Source organism: Dehalogenimonas alkenigignens (assembly GCF_001466665.1).
GTDB lineage: Bacteria > Chloroflexota > Dehalococcoidia > Dehalococcoidales > Dehalococcoidaceae > Dehalogenimonas > Dehalogenimonas alkenigignens.
Window position 1 is genome coordinate 1,833,666 of record NZ_KQ758903.1, and the last position, 17,911, is coordinate 1,851,576.

Genomic DNA, 17,911 nt, shown 5'->3' on the forward strand with positions numbered 1-17,911 from the left:
AACAGCCAAACAGGCAATAATACGTTAGGACAAACCGGTAAATAATGATAGTTTGACAACTTTGGACATTGTTATTTGTTACTCAGTCCGAAACGCCGACAAATTCTGCCGGAATCCAATGACTTTCGGAAACGCATGCCGACCAAAGTATTAGTACCTGTTGCGCGGAGCGGGCCGGCGGCACTAAACTCCCGCCGACCTGGGCGGCCGCCGCCCGCGCTTGAACAGCTTGAGTAAATCCCGGAACCACAACGGAGGCGGCTTGACCGCGGAACGCCCCAGCATGGCTTTTTCAGCGCCATCCGGTCTATAGCCCGTCCCCTGGGCGACCGCCGGCAGCCCGTAACCTTTGAGACCCCAGAGTACCTGAACGCCCAGTTTTTCCGGCGGGATTTCGTTTTCTTCAATCAAATAATACAGTTCAACCCGTTTTTTGTCCGGCATCAGGGTAAAGAACTCGCCCCGGTCCGGCCGCGAACCGAAACGCCGCAAAACCGCCAGCGGCGGCATTTCGGCGATCCCGACGCTGTTCGTCAGTTTGCCGGCATCCATCTTGAGCTGCTGCGGCGACTGACGCATCCGGTAAACGGCGTTTTTAAGGTAGCAAAAATCATACAGGGAATCAGCGTTCAGGGTTACCAGCCGCAGTTCCGGCCGCTCTTCGGCGATTCCGGTAACGGCCACGGCTAAATAAGGAGCTCCCAGTTCCGACGGCGACTCGAGAACGCTGACCACCCTCCGCCATACCGCCGCCGGCAGGATCACGCCGCAAATTTCACCCTGGCAGTTAACCGCCCAGTACATCACCCTGTTCAGGGAGTCCGGGGACAGCGCGCCCCCCCACAAAAGGAGAAAAGTGGTCGCTTCGTTCTTCACCTTCATATTCTAGAGGCAGCGTCCAGCCAGCGTCAAAAGAGCGGTTAAAACCGACGGCAGCGGTCCGATCCCGAGGCTGCCGATTGACGGCGCCGGCCGCTTGCTTCAGAATGACGCCGTGGGATATCTCAGGGTCATCGCCGGGGAGTGCAAAGGCCGGCCGCTCAAGGTGCCGGAGCGGCGGGCGACCCGCCCGGCTACCGAGCTGGTCAGGGGCGCCATTTTTTCAATGCTGGCCAACCTCACCGAAAACTGGGACGAGGTGCTGGACCTGTTTTCCGGCTCAGGGTCGCTGGGCATCGAGGCGCTGTCCCGGGGCGCCGGGCACGCCGACTTCGTGGAACAGGAAAGGGTTTGCTGCGATATTCTGCTGAACAACCTGGAGCAATGCGGCCTGGCAGACCGCGCCAGAGTCCACTGCCTGCCGGTGGAGCGGGCGATCAGTTTCCTGGACAAGACTTACGACATTATTTTGATGGACCCGCCCTACCGCCGGGAAGATATCGGCCTTTTCCTGGGCAGGCTGGCCGGGACCAGTCTCATCGGCGACTCCACCTGGCTGGTCATCACCCATTCGCCGCGGGTGACCCTCGACGAACGTTACGGCCAACTCGTATTATATAAAGAAAGACGCCACGGCGACAGCGTCATCGCCATATACCGCAAGGAGGCAGCATGAAAACGGCTCTTTATCCCGGTTCGTTCGATCCGTTCACCTGGGGTCATATCGATATTATCAGGCGATCGGCGCGGCTGTTCGACCGGGTCATTGTCGGCGTTTACGATACGCCGGACAAGAAACTCATGTTCACCACCGAGGAGCGGGTGGCGATGGGGCGGCAGGCGGTGCGGGATCTTGACAACGTTACGGTGAAGCCTTTCTCCGGGCTGATGGTGGAGTTCGCCCGCCGCGAGAAGGTGAATACAGTGGTGCGTGGCCTCAGGGTCAACAACGACTTCGAGCTTGAGTTCGATATGGCGATGATCAACCGTAAACTGGCGCCGGAGATAGAGCTGGTGTGCCTGCTGGCCTCCCCGGAATTCCAATTCCTTTCTTCCAGCATCATGAAAGAGGTGGCCCGGCTGGGCGGGGACTTCGGCGATCTGGTGCCGCCGTTCGTGGCCGAGGCGGTGCGCGCCAAGGTCAGGTAAAAGGCCGTTTTACCGGATAATCCGTTTTGGGTATAATAGTGGTTATTCAACCCGGGGAGGACAAAACAGAAACATGGCTTTCAAGATTACCGATGAGTGCATCAGCTGCGGAGCCTGTGAACCGGAGTGCCCTAATTCAGCCATCACTGAGGGGGAGACGATCTACATCATCGATCCCGCCAAGTGCACCGAATGCGTCGGCTCATTTTCGACCAAGCAGTGCGCCGAGATCTGCCCTGTCGACTGCTGCGTTCCGGACGAAGCCAACGCGGAAAACCATGACGAACTGCTGGCCAAGTGGCGCCGGCTCCATCCCGGCGAAGAACCCAAGGTCAAATAGAGCCTGCTTTTAAGCCGTAAAAGGGCGACCCGCTGGCGGGTCGCCCTTTTATTGGGTTTATCCCGACGCCAGCCAGTATGTTATAATACTCGCCTGCATGGGGCTGTAGCTCAGCTGGGAGAGCATTGCGTTCGCATCGCAAGGGTCAGGGGTTCGAATCCCCTCAGCTCCACCATGATTATCAATAGGTAGAACCGCATCATAACCGCTCCCATCGGGGCCAACCACGATGGGGAGCTTATATCTCACCCTCACGGATTTTCCATCGGTATTTATCTCCCGGACAAACGACCTGAGGAAAGACTTTCTTTCGGTCAGGCTCGAATCGACCAGTAGTTGGCGAAGGTCTCGGGCACGCGTCTTCACCGAGTCGATGTCAATCAGCTCAACCCCTTCTTTATCGATTTCCTTTTCGACCTTGAGTCGGCTGTTCTCAAGTTCCGCCAGCCGGCTTCTTAACTCACCGATCCGCGGCGCAAGGTCATCGATTCCAATTCTTCCAGTTTCAAGCGCATCGTACAGCCTTGACAGCCTGGCCCTGGTATCAGCGAGTTCGGCGTCAATAACATCCAGTTGTTCTTTAAGTGCGCCTGAAGTTGACCGAAGCTCCTCATTAGTAAGAAGTGCCATTTTCTCCATGTTCTCATCGGTCAGCACCCGTGTCCGCAGTTCATGAACGATCTGTCTTTCCAATTTTTCCTTGGGCAGCATCCGCATATCACAGGCAGCCTTGCCCTGCTTGGCGCCTTTAGAGCATAGATAATAAAAGTGCTTTCCCGATTTGGCGCTGTGGCCCATCATCGCCCCGCCGCAGCGGCAATGAAACAATCCACTCAGTAGATAGAAGCTCGGGACAGTCCTGGGATGGGTAATCTCTGGCTTTTTCATGGACATTTTATGTCGGACAGATTTAAATATTTTATGGTCGATCAAACCCGGCCAGGCGTTTTCGACTCTTACCGGTTTCTCGCCGCAACGACGGACTGCACAGCCCGGGCGGTCTCCCCAGACCAGCGTTCCGGTATAAGCCTCGTTTGATAGTATCTTATAAATAGTAGTCCGGCCCCAGCGCTGGCCGCGTTCTGTTCGAAGTCCTTCACTGTTCAGGGTCTTGGCTATCTCTTTACATCCCATATCTTTCATGGCCATATCAAAGATACGAAGGACCGTCTGGGCACTTGATGAGCCTTCAGAATCGGGCTCAAGCTTGTTCCTGGTCCTGTCGCCATCTTTGACATGGACGACGTGAAAGCCGTAAGCAGGCTTGCTGCCATTGAAAAAGCCTCGGGAGGCATTTTCACGCATACCACGCCGGATATCCTGGCCCAGGTTGGCGCTGTAGAACTCATCGATGGATTCGATGACGCCTTCCAGAAGCCGCCCGGTCGGGCTGTCGTCAACCGGCTCATTGATCGAAATTACCTCGATGCCTTTATTACGAAGCAGTGTCTTGTAAGTAATCGAGTCGGCGCGGCTCCGGGCGAAACGGTTAAGCTTCCAAACAAGGATGGCCGAGAAAGGCGGATTCTTGGCCCGGGCCAAGGCGACCATTTCCTTAAACGCCGGTCGCGAAGCAGTACGCCCGCTTTCCGCTTCGTCGATGAATTCGCGTACTATCCGACAATTGGTTTTGGCAGCGTACTCACTAATCGAACGAATCTGGGCTGAAATCGAGAGGTCGGTGTCCTGTTTGTCTGACGAAACCCGGGCATAAAGGGCGACTGCTTTAGATTCAATGTCCATCTTTTCCTCCTACAGATGCCGGAATGCCCTCCAGCGAGATTGGTTTAATTGCGTCTATTTGAGGTTGGAGAAGGTGGCTATCACAGGTGTTCATTATAATGAGAGCCACCTTTTCGACCTCGGCGGCGGTATTGACCATGGGTTGAGCCAGGGCAATGAGTCTTTCGTCACTGAAACTCCAGGCGTGATTCAGGGTGATTTTGCTAGATAGATGAGGCATTTTGGTTTTCACGGCCTTGTCAACGAGAGAACCGGGCAACGCTCGCCTGCCCTTTTTGGGGAAAGGCCCGTCGATACCGAAGATGCTTGGTTTCGTTTCTCCGTTCCGGGAGCCCGACCAGTACGTGACTGCCCATTCTTTGCCTTCGGCGTCGTCCGGTTCATACAGCGCGCCGTAGAAAAATAGCCGGTCCTGGATCACTTCACCTATACGCAGCAGGATTTGGGAACAGCTCTTGGAGTAAATCCCGGAGAGGCCGATGACATCGAATCCAGCCCGGTAGGCTCTTTCACGAAATTCGTCCTCAGGCAGCAAGACCGCCGATGCAAACCGGTTGGCGGCGATGTGGCGGGCGCTCGTCCTCAGCGGCTCGTATCCCGGCTCAGTCTGCACAAACACAGTCTCCATCATCTCTCTCAGCTCATGAAGGATGGTGTTCTCGATGCCGCTGGCCGTATCGTTCCGGCGATAATAGATGTATTTCCGGCCGCCGCACATTTCGTGATAGCCCCTCACATTTCGCGGCATTTTCTCCGACTCTTTCAGGTGGACACCGAAACATGAAGCAACCGCTCTTAGCGCCCTCACGTTCGCCGGTAAATCCCTCAAATAGATCTGCCTGAACTCCTCTGCCTTTTGATCCTCGGTCGAAGCCCTGGGATTGCCATACTTCCCAACCAGGTAGTCGCAGAAACCCTCGAGGTCATTGAGGCTCTTCACTCGCTGCGCCCCGGCAGCAGCTTTTTCCCGGTGGCCTTCTCGTACATCTCAACTATAAACCGCTTCACGTCCGTCGTCAGTTCACCCGTCATGCGGGTACCGGAATGGTAGCGGGGGTCGTTCATGACGTAATTGAAAGCCATCTCCACTTCCTGTTCGTCGCTAAGACTAGGTTCATTCTCTTCGAGATAACCGGCCGCCCTGAGGAGGTCTTTGAGCGTCACCTGGTAGACGGGCGCCAGGCGCTTCATGAAGTCAGGTCCGGGCGGATTTCTCCGGCCCTGCTCGATCTGGGCCAAGTACGAATAAGAGATGCCGGTCTTCTGCGCGACGTCCCTCAAGGAAAGCCGCTGCTTCTGGCGCAGTTGTCTTATATATCCCGCGAAATCTGGCATAGGTCCTCCATGTTCACAATGTTAGCACATTCTGGTAACAGATGCAACATGTTTCCGACAATTATTTTACGTTTGTTTTGAGATGAAAGTGACATTCCGGCCTTGACCTGACCCGTCTGATGTTTTACTATTGTGCTCACTAATTCTTTCAGGAGTGGCACATGTTCAAGGTGGTTTTGAACAGGGATAACCTTGAAAAAGCAATGCTTCGCCACAACCTCTCGCGCAAGCTCCTTGCCAAGAAGATCGGTCTGTCGCCGAGTTACCTCTGCCGCATCCTCGCCGGCAAGCAAGCCCCGACTGCCGCAGTACGCCAGCAACTTCTCGACTACTTCAAAGGCAGTTCGTTCGACGACCTGTTCACCATCCAGGAAAACGGGGCTGGTAATGACGATTGAAGCCGATCGGGAAGACTTTGAGAACGGTCTGCGTATCTGGGCCCGCATGATCGCTAGGGCTCACCTGAAGAATTTGGCCAGAACGAAAGAAATCAACACGGAGGGAGAAGGAAATGCCGATCAAGGGAATTACCGGGGTCATCAGGTTGCCGAGGCTGGGGAAAATCAGGCTGGGGCTGCAAAGGGAGTCTAGCGAAGGGTTCTCCTATCCAGTCCCGACCGACTACTTCGTCTGCCCGGATGAGGTGAAGAAGGTCTTTGGGCAGTGTCCGACCGAGCTTTCGGTCATGCTGCCGACCGAAAACCCGAACCAGTGGGCCAGCCAGTACCTACGATGCTACTCGGCCTACCGCGGCCTCATCTGCCGCGGCGACGGCGAGACGGCAGTGGCCAGGGTGAACACGAAAACCGGCCAGGTCGCCACCCACGAGGATGCTGAGACCGAACTAAGGGAAATCGCCTGCAGCCCAAAGTCGTGCCACCACTACGAAACCGGCCGCTGCAAGCGGGTGATGAACCTCCAGTTCCTCATCCCCGACTGCCCGGGCATAGGCGTCTACCAGCTCGACACCGGCTCGTATCATTCCATCCTCAACGTCAACAACAGCCTTGACCTGATCAAGAGTGCCTGCGGCCGGCTGTCGATGATTCCGCTTTCTTTAAGGCTTATCGAGAAGGAGGTCGACATCGAGGGCAGGAAGAAAACGGTCCGGGTGCTGCTACTGACCTCCCATTCTACCTTGGCCGAGATCCAGAAGCTCGCACAGATGCCGCCGAGCGAAGTGCTGCTCCTGCCGCCGCCCGACAGCGCGGTGCCGGACGACCTTTTCCCCGAAGAGGCAATCAATATCAATAAGGAGAATATCAGGCTCGAAGACGGTGCCACCGAGCGCGACCTCATCAGACTCTGGGACAAGGCCAAGAGCAAGGTGTGGCAACTCGATATTAGGGAACACCAGCTCAGGCAGTGGTTTAGCAAGCACTGCAACATCGATGTCGAGATACGAGATTTCAACTGGCCGCTACCGCCGGCGAAATTCACCGCCGAGGGGCTTAACCGGTTCCTTAAAGCAGTAGACCGCGACACCGCATGTTAGTCAGAACATGACCACCAAAGACTCACGCGGCGAAAAGACCGCTACTGCCGACGCGTTCAGCGAGGCCGTGCCGGAACTCCTGGAGAGTCACTTAAGGCATCTCCTGGATGACACCGGCCTCGACCTCGACATCATCCGGGAGCGGAAGTACCGGAGCATCGTGTGCAAGGCTGAGCTATCAAGGCTCGGCTTTGCACAGTCGCAACAGCATGTGCCCGGCCTCCTAATCCCTTTGTGGGGCGTCGACGGGCAGGCGGCCGGGTACCAACTCCGGCCCGATAACCCCCGCACCAACAACCAGGGCAAGATGGTGAAATACGAGCTGCCGGCAGGGTCGGCAAACCGGCTCGACTGCCCGCCCCGCTGCCAGAAAGCTCTCGGCAACCCCAAGGTGCCGCTCTGGATCACCGAGGGCTCCAAGAAAGCCGATGCCCTGGCCGGCCGCGGTGCTTGCGCCATATCCGTCACCGGTGTCTGGGGATTCAAAGGCAAGAACGAGTTCGGCGGCGTGACCTTCCTCGCCGATTGGGACTACATCGCCCTTAAAGAACGCACCGTTTACCTCGCCTTCGACTCCGACATCATGACCAAGGAGCCGGTGAGGAAAGCACTGTCTCATGTCGCCGAGCACATCCGGCGTAAAGGGGCGAAAGTGCAAATCGTCCAACTGCCCCAGTTGGAAGGCCAGGGCAAAACGGGCATCGACGACTACCTGCTCAAGTATTCCCTCGCCGATGCCGAAAAGCTGGTCGGTGAGTTCAAGCTGGAAGAAGAAGACCGGGAGCGGTATGTCTCCGGTTTCATCCTCCGCGACGGCACGGTGGGCGAGATGGTGGTCGATGAAGATGACCGGTATTTCATGGTTTCAGACGGTGGGGCAATCAAGAAAGTCTGGCAATACGACACCTCGAAGGTGACCTACCTGCCGACCACCGATTCGCTGGTCGGCCATGTGGTGCACTTCGCCCCCGGCGCCGCGCCTTATGACTCTCAGGCAAAACTCTTCGGAGAGATAAAGGGCTTTATCCACCGCTATATGGAGCTGCCGTCTGATTTCGAGGAGATCGCTTCGCTCTACGTCCTCTTAAGCTGGGTTTACGAGTTCGCCCCTTCGATTCCATATCTCCGGGTGATCGGCGACTGGGGCACCGGCAAGACACGTTTTTTGCAGGTTGTCGGCAGCGTGTGCTTCCGCCCGATGTTTGCCTCGGGCGCTACCACGCCGTCGCCGATCTTTCGCATTCTGGAGCAATTCCGGGGAACGTTGGTGCTTGATGAAGCCGACTTCAAGGATTCCTCAGCCTGGACGGAGATGGTGAAGCTTCTCAATAACGGCTACCGGCCAGGGATGCCGGTCCTTAGAGCCGACAAGGAAAACGGGAAATGGTTTCCCCGCGGCTACCAGGTGTTCGGGCCGAAACTACTGTCGACCAGGTTCCCATTCAGCGACGAAGCCCTCGAGAGTCGCTGTCTGACGTCCGAGATGATGCCGCTCACCCGCGAGGACATCCCCCGCGTGCTGCCGGCGTCTTTCGACAAAGAGGTCGGGACCCTGCGGTCAAAGCTGCTCACCTTTCGCCTTCACAACCTTTGCCGTCTCAGGGGCAAGACCTTCGGCAACGAACTCCTCGAACCCAACCTGCAGCCGCGCCTTCAGGAGATACTCATTCCGATGAAGGCCATGCTTAACGGCGACCACGCCATGGCGGAGGCGCTGGGCAGTTTCGTCCACCGGCTACAGGAATCGCTTTACACCAGACGCCGAGAAAGCGACGCCGGACGGGTGCTTGCCGCAATGATTGAACTGCACCGGGAAAACAAGGAACTGTCACTCAAAAACATCGCAATAAGCGCCAGCGCCATGGATGAAGAGGAGGCTCCATTCAACCCGGAAAAGGCTGGCTGGCTGACCCGGCGGCTCGGCTTTCAAAAAGAGAAGGGCAGCAGCACGCGGCGAAGGGTGGTCTGCTGGGATCAGGCAAGGGTCGAAAGCCTGATCAAGCAATATGGCCTTAAGCTCGAACCCCCCGTATCCGAGAAAAAACCTTTCACTCCTTTCGAACCTTTCGAAACAGCTTCAGATTCCCCGAAAGGTTCTCAAGCGAAGGAAAAACCTTTCGCTGAAAAAGCCGGAAATTCGTCGGATTTAGCTTTGGAGGGGACGAAAGGTTCTGAAAGGGCGGAAAAACCTTTCGAAAAACCTTTCGTACGTGAGCCTGAACGTGAGGCGAAAGGTTTGAAAGGTTCGAAAGGTTCTGTAGGGAATACGGCGTCTTATCATCAGCCGGAGGGAACGACATGAAGAAAAAAAGGACTCTCTATGAATGCGCCCATGCCAGGGCGTATGGGAAAAGGATCTTCTGCCGGAGGGGGTTCCCTCTGTCCGACAAGGCGGGAAACGGCGGCATCGACATCATACGGCTGGCCCGCGGCGAGCCGTTGGCGCTCGACATCTGCCAAGCCTGCCTCGATTTCAACCGACTGGGACCGGCCGTCCCGGATGGGGAACGCGGTTGGCTCAAAAAGAAAGAGGTGTCAAAAAGATGATCGATTTTCTGGGAAGACTCTACGAAAGCTTATGGGGCCGGGTCGGCGGGAAACCCTGGACCGAGATCATCCGCGACGACCAGAAGAAATCGCCCCTCTTCTTCATGCTTATCTTTCTCGGCCTGGGTATGCTGCTTGCAAGGCTCGGCGGAAAGTATTGGTGGCAGATTCTTATCGGCTTTTTCCTCGGAATCCTGTGCGGCCATTTCTGGTGGTGATGCCATGGAAGAACGCTTCAACAGAATCAAGAGGATACAGCAAGACCTGGCAAACGAGCTTCAAGTGTTCATGTGCGAGCTCTTTACCAGCGCCGCCGACCCAACCACTGTCATGAACTTCGCCCAGAGGCTCGGCGTGGACGTTTCGGCTGGTAAGCATTTGCCGCCTCAACCGCCTGCTCAGGATCCCTACAGGGTCCTCGGCTGTGACCGGGGGACGCCGCAGGAGCAGGTAAGACGCCGCTACTTGGACCTACTCCGAAAGCTTCACCCGGACACCGCCGGCATCAAGGGCACCGAATACCTGACTCAACTGGTGACCGAGGCCTTCAAGAAGATCTCCGTCGAGAGGAGGTGGTAAAGGTGAAGGATGAAAGTGTTCTGGAACAACTTTCCGAGATCGCAAGATTCGAGGCGTCGGTCGACATGGACAAGAACTACCGTATCGGCTGGGGCTGGCGGCAGGTCCGCATCTGGCCGGCGACGCTGTCGAAACTCTTCAAAGAGGGTTATCTCGAAAATGTCTTTCGCTCCAACTCCCACACCGGCTACCGGCTGAGCGAACTCGGTAAACACCTTCTTTCGGCCGAGAATGCGCCGCCCCAGGCGCGCCAGGGGCCAAAACTGGCGGCACCCGATTCTCTATTTGCGGATATCATCGGGCATGACGGCGTAAAAGAGCTTCTCAGGGCTTCACTTCTTGCCGAAAAGCCGGTGCATGTCCTTCTCACCGGACCGCCCGCCCTGGCCAAGACGCTTTTCCTCTGGGATATCGAAAAGGCCGGCGGCGAGAAGGCCATCTGGTTGGTGGGCTCGGCAACATCGAAGGCCGGTCTTTGGGACCTTGTTGCCGGACGCGAGCCTTCCATCCTTCTTATTGACGAAATCGACAAGATGAACGCAGCCGACACCGCGGCGCTTCTGACCATGATGGAAGGCGGCCGGTTGATCCGGGCCAAAAGGGGCCGCGAGCTTAACATCAACAATCCGCTGTGGGTGGTGGCCGCCTCAAACCGGTGCGAGAAATTGTCGCCGGAACTCCGGTCGCGGTTTGCGATCCGGATGTTGAATCCGTACGGCCGGGCGGAGTACCTCGCTGTTGTGAAAGGCGTCCTCGTCCGCTCAGAGGGCTTGAGCTCCGAGCTTGCCACGGAGGTCGCCGACCGCCTCGACGGCCTGACCCAAAACGTTCGGGACGCAATACGAGTGGCTCGCCTGGCGCCGCAACTCGGCGTCGAGAAGGCGATCAAATTACTTTTAGGAGGAGCGTCAAATGAAGACTGAAAAGGAAATCAGGCAGAAGCTGGAGTATTACCGGGGAATCCTTGGAGTCATCCAGGCTAAAAGGACCAGGACGAGGTCGAGCGGCTTCGGTAGAGGCACGAGGCCCTTTCCCGAGGACGCCCTGCACTTGCTCACTGCCGGGGCTAACGTCGATGAGGTGACCACCGATTTTCCTCCGGCCGAGCAGGAGTTCATCAGACAGTGGTTTGGTTCGCTTTCGGCAAGCGCCCTACAGCTCATCACCGCACTGGCCGGCATCCTCGGCTGGGTGCTCGATGAGGCCGAAGCGGTGGAGGGGGTGACCCCCCACCAGGCAAAATAGCTTCAAAATGAATGGTCTAAAGGTGGTTGAAAACCAACCAATTAGCTTTGTTGGCCGTAACCGATTCGAAACCGGCTTGCGTTTAATGCCAAAACCAGCCGTTAACCAGTCTAGCTTTGGCGGTTGAAAGAGAGGGTATATGAATGACCAGTTTGTCGAGAAGGTGAAGGAGCTTGCGGCGGGCGGCGATTCGCAACGCACGATTGCCGAGAAACTCAACGTATCCCGAAGCCAGGTACAGAAGGTGCTCGCCGCCCCGAAGGCACCATCGGACGACACTCCTCAGGTGGCCGAAGAACAGCTGCGGAAAATCATTCGTGAAGAACTGAAAAGCGCCCGCGATTCGGAGAAGACCGACGACAAGGAAAAGGCCAACGGTCAGTTCCCGATGGTCCGGAAAATGGGTGGCGGCATGGAGGTCATCTCTCCTGAGGCGGTGTTACGCCAGTACATGGGCGGTACGCCGGAGGAGGAAATTGAACTTCGAGCGATCATGAAGTTCCGGGCGTCCATGCTCATGGTCATGGACCTGGTGAATATCCAGAAGGGTTCGGCCGAGGCTGATGCCAAGCGCATGATCCCAATCCTAAGTCTGATGAAGGAGACCAGGGAAGAACAAGACGCCGCGGCCGCCAGGGCGAAGGCCTCGAGCGAAGAAATCGCCGACCGGGCAGCACATGAAACTGCGGCTCACCTTTTCAGCGCCATCTCCCAAAACAACACCCAAGTAAGTGGCTCGCTGGAACAGATCAGGCAGATCCTTAATGGCAAGAACGACGATCCGTTCAGCCGGCTCACGAACATGATGCAGTCCATGCAGAGCCTGTCGCAGATGTTCGGTATGCCGATGCCGGGCGTGATGCCCGGTGCCCCGCCGCCTGTCTCACCCGGTACCCAGCCGCCGCCAAACCCGCAACCTATCGAGCGATACAAGATAAACGAAACGGAGGAAAAAGATGTTTGATTTCATGCAGATGGCCAGCTCCCCCCAGTCTCAGGAGATGATGTTCCGGATGATGAGTCGGCAGATGGGACAGGCGCCGCCGGAGGTCAGGGACGCGGTTGCCCGGGTGGAAGTGATCATTAAAAAGGGCGAACGTGGTTTCGAGCTTCGTCTGAGCCGGAGCGACAACGCCAAAGTTGAAGAGATGACCAAGCAGTCGGTAGAGAGCTGGGTTGATCTCCTGAGCCGGGGCTTCCAGGCGGTAGGTTACAAGGTGAAGATCTATGAATAGCTGGATGTCACCGTTATATTCACTGCTTTTTCTGGCGTTGTGGCGGGTGTCATATGAGGCAGCAAACGGTATTGATCCGGGAGTGCCTTTGGACGCGCCAAAGGGACCGGAACAGAGTACTCCAACACGTCTGCCCCCTCTCCAAAAGAAGTGGACTGAAAAGGCGGTCCAAAAATATGCAGAGGCACAAGACAAGAAGTGGTCGAATTGGGTAAACTCAATGTTTGACCATGAGTGACAGGCGCATCTCCTCATTTAGCCTAGCAGTACCTTCGCTCTGTCGTGGATCGGTAAAGTAGTGAGTACGGCGTATAATAAGGGTCATGTCATCCTTTATTGAGGATCAAAGAATGCTTTGCCCTACTTGTTTAACCGAAATCGGCCGTACTAGACTTACTGCGATCAATGGTGTGACAACATGCCGAAGCTGTTCATCCTTTTTTCGGGCTTTGAGAGTTCCTTATCAGAATTGGTTTACTCCAAGCAATATATTAACAAGTAAATCGGTTAATGACCGCCATCCTGGTATTAATATTCAGTTATTGAAGAACGTGATAAAACGGTTGAATTTATCGGGCACTTATAATACGCCCGAGTCTATACGAGCGGTTTTAAATCGTCTATGCGCTTCGCTACATTTGCTTCTCACCAAGGAAATCAGTTCATTCGAAAAGTATGAAGCGATCACGGAGATTCTGAATCGGCTCGATTATTTATATACACTTAGGTCGGTTCAATTAATGGAATATTCGAGATCATCTATTCCACTAAACGAACATGTTGATCGCAATTTATTCTTCAATAAATTATTCGCGTCTTACGGGAAATCTCTCGAACTTATTCTTGAATCAGCCCTCAAGAATGATAGTTTTTCCAAGTACCCTTCTCATAATAAGAGCCCCTGGAACAATATACTTGAACTAGCTTCAGAAATTGTAACCATCAATCATCATGTGGAGACATTCAATCTGTTTCCAGAAAAAGGGGAACTTCAAATAACAGCCTGCTCATGGGATTTAAATTTTCCAGAGGAACAAGAGCAATTACTTAATTCGTTAATGACAGGCTGGTCGAAAGATGACGTCAGTCATAGCTTAGATAATAAAGTGGACAATGACTCGGCAGCAAGCTCTTCTGAAGACAGAATTAGCGAAATAATGCAATTATCCAATAATAATTATAAACTGATAGATGATACTTGGGAAGACCTTCAAGAGGTTATTTTAAAAACCAACAATTTCCATGTAAAAGAGTATGGATATGCTTTCAACCACAAACTCGCCGTCACCCTTCTTATTGCCAAATTGCCAAAAGCGTTAGATCGAGATTGGATAACGAAGGAAGAACTCATTAATTACATTAAAACTAATCTGAGTCTCGAACATGAAGAGTGTTCCTTCATTATAGATAGTCTTTCCTTGACAGGTCATAATCTCAGAGAAGAGAATGCTTATTATTTTGAATTCCGGCGGATTAATCGCATAATAAGAAAACCCTTGGTCGCGATTCCTGTAGGTAATACTAACGCCTATTTCGTCTCTCCTGCATTACTCGGTCGAGCAGCCCTACATCTCCAGATCGAATACTGTATTGGCAATAGCCCTGAAATGAAAAGTAACGACCTGAAAAAGGCTTACGGTCAGATTAGTCAAGGATACGCTGATTATTTTGTAAGAAAAAGGGTATCGCCTATTTTTGTGAGTAACGGATTTATCTGTGATCAGCTGATAAAAGAAATTGATGGTATTGATTTAAAGGATCAATGCGGTGAGTTGGACGTTGTGGCTTATAATCCAATCAATAACCAATTGTATGTCGTAGAATGCAAACATCGATCAGGCAAACACATCCATACAAGTCATTTCAGAAAAGAAATCCAAACCTACACAAAAGAAAAGGGGTATTTAACTCAATTAGTTAAAAAGGTGCAATGGGTGACAAACAATACAAATATGGTCTTAAAGCATTTGAAAGTAGATTGTACGATTCAACCAACAGTCAAAGGACTATTTGTGACCACGTTTTTTTCGCCTGTCTCTTTATTACAACAAGAAATAGAAATATTGACAATAGATGATCTGGCACCATGGTGTGCAACCAAAGTTAAAAGTCGAATATGTGAAGAAGGCCAAAGAATAAGGATCTCAAATTTGAATTCCTCGTGAGTCTTTCCCCCCGTTGTCTTTTAGCTGTCTTTGGGTCAGCACTGAATGCTGGATTTGAGACAAAGCTAAAATACCCTCGCCCTATTGACAGGCTGAATGGAGCCTGTATAATCTGAAATCGTAAGCCTCGTGAGCTTGCCGACTGAAGTTGGCTCACGAGGCTTTTTAATTTCAGCGGCAGCTCACAGGCTTCAACAAGGGGTCAGCACTCTGGATCGGCTAGGTTCAGGCTGACCCCTTTGCCTTTCCGACCAGAGTGCACCCCAAAGATTGTCCCGGCCGCGAACGGACCGAGACTAACAAGGAGGTGCCCGCATGGGTAAGTACGCCAGCTGGAACGACCTGGAAAAGAATGTCCCCGTCGCCTATCAGGAGAAAGCCACCCCCGAAGCCTTCCGCACCGGCATGAACGGCATCGCGCCGTCCGGCCTGAAGGTCAAGGAGGGCCGGGTAAACCACTATCGCGACGGCGTCGACGGCAAGGGTCCGGTCATGGTTAGCGGCTACAAGCGCGCCATGTTCGAATAGCGCCACCTTCGCCTGGCGCCCTCCCCTTGAGGCTTGTTTGAGATCCCATACCGCCGTCGCGGCGGCGGTATGGGTGATAGCCCAGGGGGGGCGGCACCAGGCTACCGCATGAAGATCAACCGAAAGCAGTAAGGAGAAAGCGATGTACAGAGCACAGCAGATCAGCGGGCCGTTCGCGCCGGGCCAGGCGGGCCCGATGCAGGTGGCCGGGCCTTCGGCCTATTACCCGTCCCAGACCACCGATCCCTTCTCGGGAATGTTTTCCGCCATGATGCCGATGATCATGATGGTGATGATGATGGCTATCATTATGCCCATGATGAAGGGCGTCACGTCCAAGGATTGAACCAAAACGAAGTTGACTATAGGAGGTAGCTAAGACATGTATCCCGCCCAACAGTTCAATACCCAGCAGCTCCGCCCGCAGCAGTACCAGTACGGCACCGTCGGCGGTTACTATCCTTCTCAGACCACCGACATGACCGGCATGTTCTCGGCGATGATGCCGATGATCATGATGGTGATGATGATGGCCATCATGATGCCGATGATGAAGGGCATCACCGGCAAGTCCTAGGCGACCCCGCTAGACAGGAGGAATGAAATTCATGACGAAAGAGAATATCCCGCAGCAGTACCCGGGCTACCCCGGGGCGCGGCCTCCCAAGGGTTGGGTGCCTCCGCTGGGGCAGTCCCTCGCCCTGCTCGGCGTCTACGACAACGAGTCGGGCAACTGGATGGGCCTGCCGCTCCAGGTCTTCCGCGAGGCCCTCTTATCCGCCGAGGCCATCCACACCGAGGACCGCATCGACGAGCGCCACAAAACCGAAGTTACGGTGCCTGACGCTTCTGCTCAGGACACTGTGAAGACCGTCGAGCTCGAAGTGCCGGCCGGCGAAGTCTGGTTTCTGAATCGCCTCAACCTCGTCACCGAGGCTGAGGTCTCCGGCAACATCCGCGTCTCGAAGTTCCCCAAGTCGGACACCATCGATAAAAAATACATGGGCACCGACCAGGCGGCCGGAGCTAGCGCCAACTACGACCTGGCCGAGGCCGGGCAACTCGGCGCCGATCTCCGACTTGTCGGCGGCGACAAGCTGACGGTGGTCGCCACGGTGACCGCCGCCGGCGGCACCACCGCTGCTCGCAAGGTGACCCTGAATCCGTTTGGCCGCAAGGCAAGGCGGCTAATCTAAGCGTAGGGAGGCTTCCCATGCCCTATGCGATGGTGCCGCCGGGCTACCGGGCGATACCTCTGGGAATCGCCGGCAGCATAGAAGGACTGGGCGCCTTCGCCCCGCTCGAAGAGAGCTCGGATGAAGGCGCTCTTTTCTTAGCCCGGCTCGATCTCGAGGAAACCCCTTCTGCGGAGATGCTGGCGCAGATGGAGCAAGCCTTTACCGATGCCGGCGTCGAGCATTGGCCGGGTTACCAGTACGTCGTCCATGCAGATTCCGGCCGGACCTCGGTATACCTTGCCTGGCAGAAGGGCATGGCCTGGTTGCCGATCATTGCCGGCATCATCGGCTTCATCGCCCTGCCGCCGCTTGTCGGCACCGTCATCTGGTGGCTGATCCCGGAGGACGTGAAGAACCTCATCTCGAGCCTCATCAACATGGGCATGATGCTGCTTGTTATGTTCATCCTGATGCAGGTGATGAAGCCACTCACGGCACCTTCAAAACCCAAGAAACTACCCGAGGCAAAAGCATGAACGGCTACCCAGTGGAATATAACCAGTACCAGTCGATGTTCTGGCAGGCGGCCGTTTCGGGCGTTATCAGCATCGCCATGATGGTCGCGATGGGCGCCTGGGCGCTCTCGATGGTAAGGAAAGCCCTCAAGGGCGAGGACGTGGAGTTCCCGCTGTGAGCCGGGCACTTTCGGTGATGGGCGGCGCAGCCGGCGATGTCTTCTGGGATCTGCCGCCGTGGCTCTACTACACTCCGGGCTACGACCTGGGACTTTCTGTCTATGTGGCTAATCCCACGGACGTCGAGCAGGAATACGCCCTCTTGGCCCGGCTGTCGCGGGATACGACCCAGATCAGCGAGGAAGCCTTGCCGGTCTTTGGTTACACCTGGTTTGAGGTCGAGCCTGGGGACGTCGAAAAGCTCAAGGGTTCTTTGCGATTTTCCGAGACCAACGCGGTCTTGACGCTGCTTCTACACGAGAAAGACAGCGGCGAGGTCATCGACTCGGTGGCCACCATGCTGGTATCTCCGGGCAGCTCGGTGCTACCGCCTGCCTGGCCGGGAGCGCCGGTGAACACTGGCACCAGTGGCTTCGATTGGACCTCGCTCATGGGCTTCATGCTGCCGGTCTTGATGCTGGGCATGGTTGCTTCGGCGACCAAGTCCAAAAAGGACCAAGCCAAGAAACTTGAGCCGGGAAAAGAGCCGGTGAAACAGTTGCCGCTGGGGAGGGGAAGCTGATGCCCGGCGAGTTTTACATCGAGGGAAACAAGGCAAAGCTCTCTCTCAAGGTCATCGAGGCGGCCGTCGCCAGCCTGGAGGCGAAACTTGAGGCGGTCAGGAGTCAGACCGACAAGCTTGCCGGCGAGGTGCCTTACGTTGGTTTCGCCGTCGCCGACTGGCAGGCCGCCGAAAGCAACTTGATCGTCGTCGGAGCGCCCGGCGCGAAATACAAGCTGCACGACCTCTCGCTCGGC

General features: G+C 55.2%; 24 protein-coding genes, 1 tRNA gene and 2 pseudogenes. 23 read left to right on the forward strand and 4 right to left on the reverse strand.

Features of this window, described 5'->3' with window-relative positions:
• Nucleotides 1-183 precede the first annotated feature (183 nt).
• Nucleotides 184-876 (reverse strand): hypothetical protein, encoded by a 693-nt coding sequence (locus DEALK_RS09445; RefSeq protein ID WP_144437108.1) that lies wholly within the window; start codon nt 874-876, stop codon nt 184-186.
• A 100-nt stretch (nt 877-976) separates the two neighbouring features.
• On the opposite strand from DEALK_RS09445, the gene rsmD reads away from it, so the two are divergent.
• The 4 genes from rsmD (at nt 977) to DEALK_RS09465 (ending at nt 2,543) form a co-directional block, all read left to right on the forward strand.
• Nucleotides 977-1,555 (forward strand): 16S rRNA (guanine(966)-N(2))-methyltransferase RsmD, encoded by a 579-nt coding sequence (gene rsmD / locus DEALK_RS09450; RefSeq protein WP_240608276.1) that lies wholly within the window; start codon nt 977-979, stop codon nt 1,553-1,555.
• The gene (gene coaD / locus DEALK_RS09455) at nt 1,552-2,028 is read left to right on the forward strand and encodes a pantetheine-phosphate adenylyltransferase (RefSeq protein WP_058439964.1); all 477 of its coding nucleotides are present in this window, start codon (nt 1,552-1,554) and stop codon (nt 2,026-2,028) included. Before rsmD ends, coaD begins: the two co-directional genes overlap by 4 nt.
• 73 nt (nt 2,029-2,101) lie before the next feature.
• Nucleotides 2,102-2,368, forward strand: coding sequence for a YfhL family 4Fe-4S dicluster ferredoxin (locus DEALK_RS09460; protein WP_058439965.1), 267 nt, complete (start codon nt 2,102-2,104; stop codon nt 2,366-2,368).
• 99 nt (nt 2,369-2,467) lie between these two features.
• Nucleotides 2,468-2,543: transfer RNA gene (locus DEALK_RS09465), tRNA-Ala, on the forward strand.
• Between the two features lie 500 nt (nt 2,544-3,043).
• On the opposite strand, the pseudogene DEALK_RS10460 reads toward DEALK_RS09465, so the two are convergent.
• From DEALK_RS10460 to DEALK_RS09480, 3 genes and pseudogenes are all read right to left on the reverse strand, one after another.
• Nucleotides 3,044-4,111 (reverse strand): annotated as a pseudogene (locus DEALK_RS10460) (recombinase family protein); the annotation flags it as partial.
• Nucleotides 4,101-5,051, reverse strand: a complete 951-nt coding sequence (locus DEALK_RS09475) for an ImmA/IrrE family metallo-endopeptidase (protein ID WP_058439967.1) — start codon at nt 5,049-5,051, stop codon at nt 4,101-4,103. The gene DEALK_RS09475 and the pseudogene DEALK_RS10460, both read right to left, overlap by 11 nt.
• Entirely contained in the window at nt 5,048-5,446 is a 399-nt protein-coding gene (locus DEALK_RS09480; RefSeq protein ID WP_058439968.1) for a helix-turn-helix domain-containing protein, read from the reverse strand. Before DEALK_RS09480 ends, DEALK_RS09475 begins: the two co-directional genes overlap by 4 nt.
• A gap of 161 nt (nt 5,447-5,607) precedes the next feature.
• On the opposite strand from DEALK_RS09480, the gene DEALK_RS09485 reads away from it, so the two are divergent.
• The 19 genes and pseudogenes from DEALK_RS09485 to DEALK_RS09580 all read left to right on the forward strand — a co-directional run.
• The gene (locus tag DEALK_RS09485; RefSeq protein ID WP_058439969.1) at nt 5,608-5,844 is read left to right on the forward strand and encodes a helix-turn-helix domain-containing protein; all 237 of its coding nucleotides are present in this window, start codon (nt 5,608-5,610) and stop codon (nt 5,842-5,844) included.
• 113 nt (nt 5,845-5,957) lie between these two features.
• Nucleotides 5,958-6,941 carry a recombination directionality factor gene (locus tag DEALK_RS09490; protein ID WP_058439970.1) on the forward strand — a complete coding sequence of 328 codons (984 nt, stop codon included), beginning with the start codon at nt 5,958-5,960 and terminating at the stop codon, nt 6,939-6,941.
• A 7-nt stretch (nt 6,942-6,948) separates the two neighbouring features.
• Nucleotides 6,949-9,243 carry a DUF3854 domain-containing protein gene (locus DEALK_RS09495; protein ID WP_065128761.1) on the forward strand — a complete coding sequence of 765 codons (2,295 nt, stop codon included), beginning with the start codon at nt 6,949-6,951 and terminating at the stop codon, nt 9,241-9,243.
• The gene (locus tag DEALK_RS09500) at nt 9,240-9,488 is read left to right on the forward strand and encodes a hypothetical protein (protein ID WP_058439971.1); all 249 of its coding nucleotides are present in this window, start codon (nt 9,240-9,242) and stop codon (nt 9,486-9,488) included. Before DEALK_RS09495 ends, DEALK_RS09500 begins: the two co-directional genes overlap by 4 nt.
• A complete protein-coding gene (locus DEALK_RS09505) occupies nt 9,485-9,706 on the forward strand; it encodes a hypothetical protein (RefSeq protein WP_058439972.1) in 222 nt (73 codons plus the stop codon). The genes DEALK_RS09500 and DEALK_RS09505 overlap by 4 nt, the downstream gene beginning before the upstream one ends.
• A 4-nt stretch (nt 9,707-9,710) precedes the next feature.
• Nucleotides 9,711-10,067 (forward strand): J domain-containing protein, encoded by a 357-nt coding sequence (locus tag DEALK_RS09510; protein WP_058439973.1) that lies wholly within the window; start codon nt 9,711-9,713, stop codon nt 10,065-10,067.
• A gap of 65 nt (nt 10,068-10,132) precedes the next feature.
• A complete protein-coding gene (locus DEALK_RS09515; protein WP_083496471.1) occupies nt 10,133-10,990 on the forward strand; it encodes an ATP-binding protein in 858 nt (285 codons plus the stop codon).
• Entirely contained in the window at nt 10,980-11,312 is a 333-nt protein-coding gene (locus tag DEALK_RS09520; protein WP_058439975.1) for a hypothetical protein, read from the forward strand. Before DEALK_RS09515 ends, DEALK_RS09520 begins: the two co-directional genes overlap by 11 nt.
• Nucleotides 11,313-11,451: 139 nt before the next feature.
• On the forward strand, nt 11,452-12,276 hold the full coding sequence (locus tag DEALK_RS09525) for a type I phosphoribosyltransferase (RefSeq protein ID WP_058439976.1): 825 nt from the start codon (nt 11,452-11,454) through the stop codon (nt 12,274-12,276).
• Nucleotides 12,269-12,547: a hypothetical protein gene (locus tag DEALK_RS09530; protein WP_058439977.1), complete on the forward strand. Its 279-nt coding sequence runs from the start codon at nt 12,269-12,271 to the stop codon at nt 12,545-12,547. The genes DEALK_RS09525 and DEALK_RS09530 overlap by 8 nt, the downstream gene beginning before the upstream one ends.
• Before the next feature lie 740 nt (nt 12,548-13,287).
• Nucleotides 13,288-14,712: a hypothetical protein gene (locus DEALK_RS09540; RefSeq protein ID WP_144437109.1), complete on the forward strand. Its 1,425-nt coding sequence runs from the start codon at nt 13,288-13,290 to the stop codon at nt 14,710-14,712.
• A 315-nt stretch (nt 14,713-15,027) separates the two neighbouring features.
• On the forward strand, nt 15,028-15,240 hold the full coding sequence (locus DEALK_RS09545) for a hypothetical protein (RefSeq protein WP_058439980.1): 213 nt from the start codon (nt 15,028-15,030) through the stop codon (nt 15,238-15,240).
• A gap of 142 nt (nt 15,241-15,382) precedes the next feature.
• Nucleotides 15,383-15,586 (forward strand): hypothetical protein, encoded by a 204-nt coding sequence (locus DEALK_RS09550; protein WP_058439981.1) that lies wholly within the window; start codon nt 15,383-15,385, stop codon nt 15,584-15,586.
• 36 nt (nt 15,587-15,622) lie between these two features.
• A complete protein-coding gene (locus tag DEALK_RS09555; protein ID WP_058439982.1) occupies nt 15,623-15,817 on the forward strand; it encodes a hypothetical protein in 195 nt (64 codons plus the stop codon).
• Nucleotides 15,818-15,848: 31 nt separating this feature from the next.
• Nucleotides 15,849-16,436, forward strand: coding sequence for a hypothetical protein (locus tag DEALK_RS09560; RefSeq protein WP_058440126.1), 588 nt, complete (start codon nt 15,849-15,851; stop codon nt 16,434-16,436).
• A 17-nt stretch (nt 16,437-16,453) separates the two neighbouring features.
• Nucleotides 16,454-16,954 (forward strand): hypothetical protein, encoded by a 501-nt coding sequence (locus DEALK_RS09565; protein ID WP_058439983.1) that lies wholly within the window; start codon nt 16,454-16,456, stop codon nt 16,952-16,954.
• Nucleotides 16,951-17,112, forward strand: coding sequence for a hypothetical protein (locus DEALK_RS09570; protein ID WP_058439984.1), 162 nt, complete (start codon nt 16,951-16,953; stop codon nt 17,110-17,112). The genes DEALK_RS09565 and DEALK_RS09570 overlap by 4 nt, the downstream gene beginning before the upstream one ends.
• Nucleotides 17,109-17,675 (forward strand): hypothetical protein, encoded by a 567-nt coding sequence (locus DEALK_RS09575; protein WP_058439985.1) that lies wholly within the window; start codon nt 17,109-17,111, stop codon nt 17,673-17,675. Before DEALK_RS09570 ends, DEALK_RS09575 begins: the two co-directional genes overlap by 4 nt.
• Nucleotides 17,675-17,911 (forward strand): annotated as a pseudogene (locus tag DEALK_RS09580) (hypothetical protein); the annotation flags it as partial. The gene DEALK_RS09575 and the pseudogene DEALK_RS09580, both read left to right, overlap by 1 nt.

Excerpts from the sequence above, each read along its gene's own strand:
- DEALK_RS09505 (WP_058439972.1), top strand. The coding sequence starts at position 9,485 with ATGATCGATTTTCTGGGAAGACTCTACGAAAGCTTATGGGGCCGGGTC.
- DEALK_RS09520 (WP_058439975.1), top strand. The coding sequence starts at position 10,980 with ATGAAGACTGAAAAGGAAATCAGGCAGAAGCTGGAGTATTACCGGGGA.
- DEALK_RS09525 (WP_058439976.1), top strand. The coding sequence starts at position 11,452 with ATGAATGACCAGTTTGTCGAGAAGGTGAAGGAGCTTGCGGCGGGCGGC.
- DEALK_RS09490 (WP_058439970.1), top strand. The coding sequence starts at position 5,958 with ATGCCGATCAAGGGAATTACCGGGGTCATCAGGTTGCCGAGGCTGGGG.
- DEALK_RS09545 (WP_058439980.1), top strand. The coding sequence starts at position 15,028 with ATGGGTAAGTACGCCAGCTGGAACGACCTGGAAAAGAATGTCCCCGTC.
- DEALK_RS09495 (WP_065128761.1), top strand. The coding sequence starts at position 6,949 with ATGACCACCAAAGACTCACGCGGCGAAAAGACCGCTACTGCCGACGCG.
- DEALK_RS09530 (WP_058439977.1), top strand. The coding sequence starts at position 12,269 with ATGTTTGATTTCATGCAGATGGCCAGCTCCCCCCAGTCTCAGGAGATG.
- DEALK_RS09460 (WP_058439965.1), top strand. The coding sequence starts at position 2,102 with ATGGCTTTCAAGATTACCGATGAGTGCATCAGCTGCGGAGCCTGTGAA.
- coaD (WP_058439964.1), top strand. The coding sequence starts at position 1,552 with ATGAAAACGGCTCTTTATCCCGGTTCGTTCGATCCGTTCACCTGGGGT.
- DEALK_RS09550 (WP_058439981.1), top strand. The coding sequence starts at position 15,383 with ATGTACAGAGCACAGCAGATCAGCGGGCCGTTCGCGCCGGGCCAGGCG.
- DEALK_RS09555 (WP_058439982.1), top strand. The coding sequence starts at position 15,623 with ATGTATCCCGCCCAACAGTTCAATACCCAGCAGCTCCGCCCGCAGCAG.
- DEALK_RS09480 (WP_058439968.1), bottom strand. The coding sequence starts at position 5,446 with ATGCCAGATTTCGCGGGATATATAAGACAACTGCGCCAGAAGCAGCGG.
- DEALK_RS09515 (WP_083496471.1), top strand. The coding sequence starts at position 10,133 with ATGGACAAGAACTACCGTATCGGCTGGGGCTGGCGGCAGGTCCGCATC.
- DEALK_RS09570 (WP_058439984.1), top strand. The coding sequence starts at position 16,951 with ATGAACGGCTACCCAGTGGAATATAACCAGTACCAGTCGATGTTCTGG.
- DEALK_RS09485 (WP_058439969.1), top strand. The coding sequence starts at position 5,608 with ATGTTCAAGGTGGTTTTGAACAGGGATAACCTTGAAAAAGCAATGCTT.
- DEALK_RS09560 (WP_058440126.1), top strand. The coding sequence starts at position 15,849 with ATGACGAAAGAGAATATCCCGCAGCAGTACCCGGGCTACCCCGGGGCG.
- DEALK_RS09540 (WP_144437109.1), top strand. The coding sequence starts at position 13,288 with ATGGAATATTCGAGATCATCTATTCCACTAAACGAACATGTTGATCGC.
- DEALK_RS09565 (WP_058439983.1), top strand. The coding sequence starts at position 16,454 with ATGCCCTATGCGATGGTGCCGCCGGGCTACCGGGCGATACCTCTGGGA.
- DEALK_RS09510 (WP_058439973.1), top strand. The coding sequence starts at position 9,711 with ATGGAAGAACGCTTCAACAGAATCAAGAGGATACAGCAAGACCTGGCA.
- DEALK_RS09500 (WP_058439971.1), top strand. The coding sequence starts at position 9,240 with ATGAAGAAAAAAAGGACTCTCTATGAATGCGCCCATGCCAGGGCGTAT.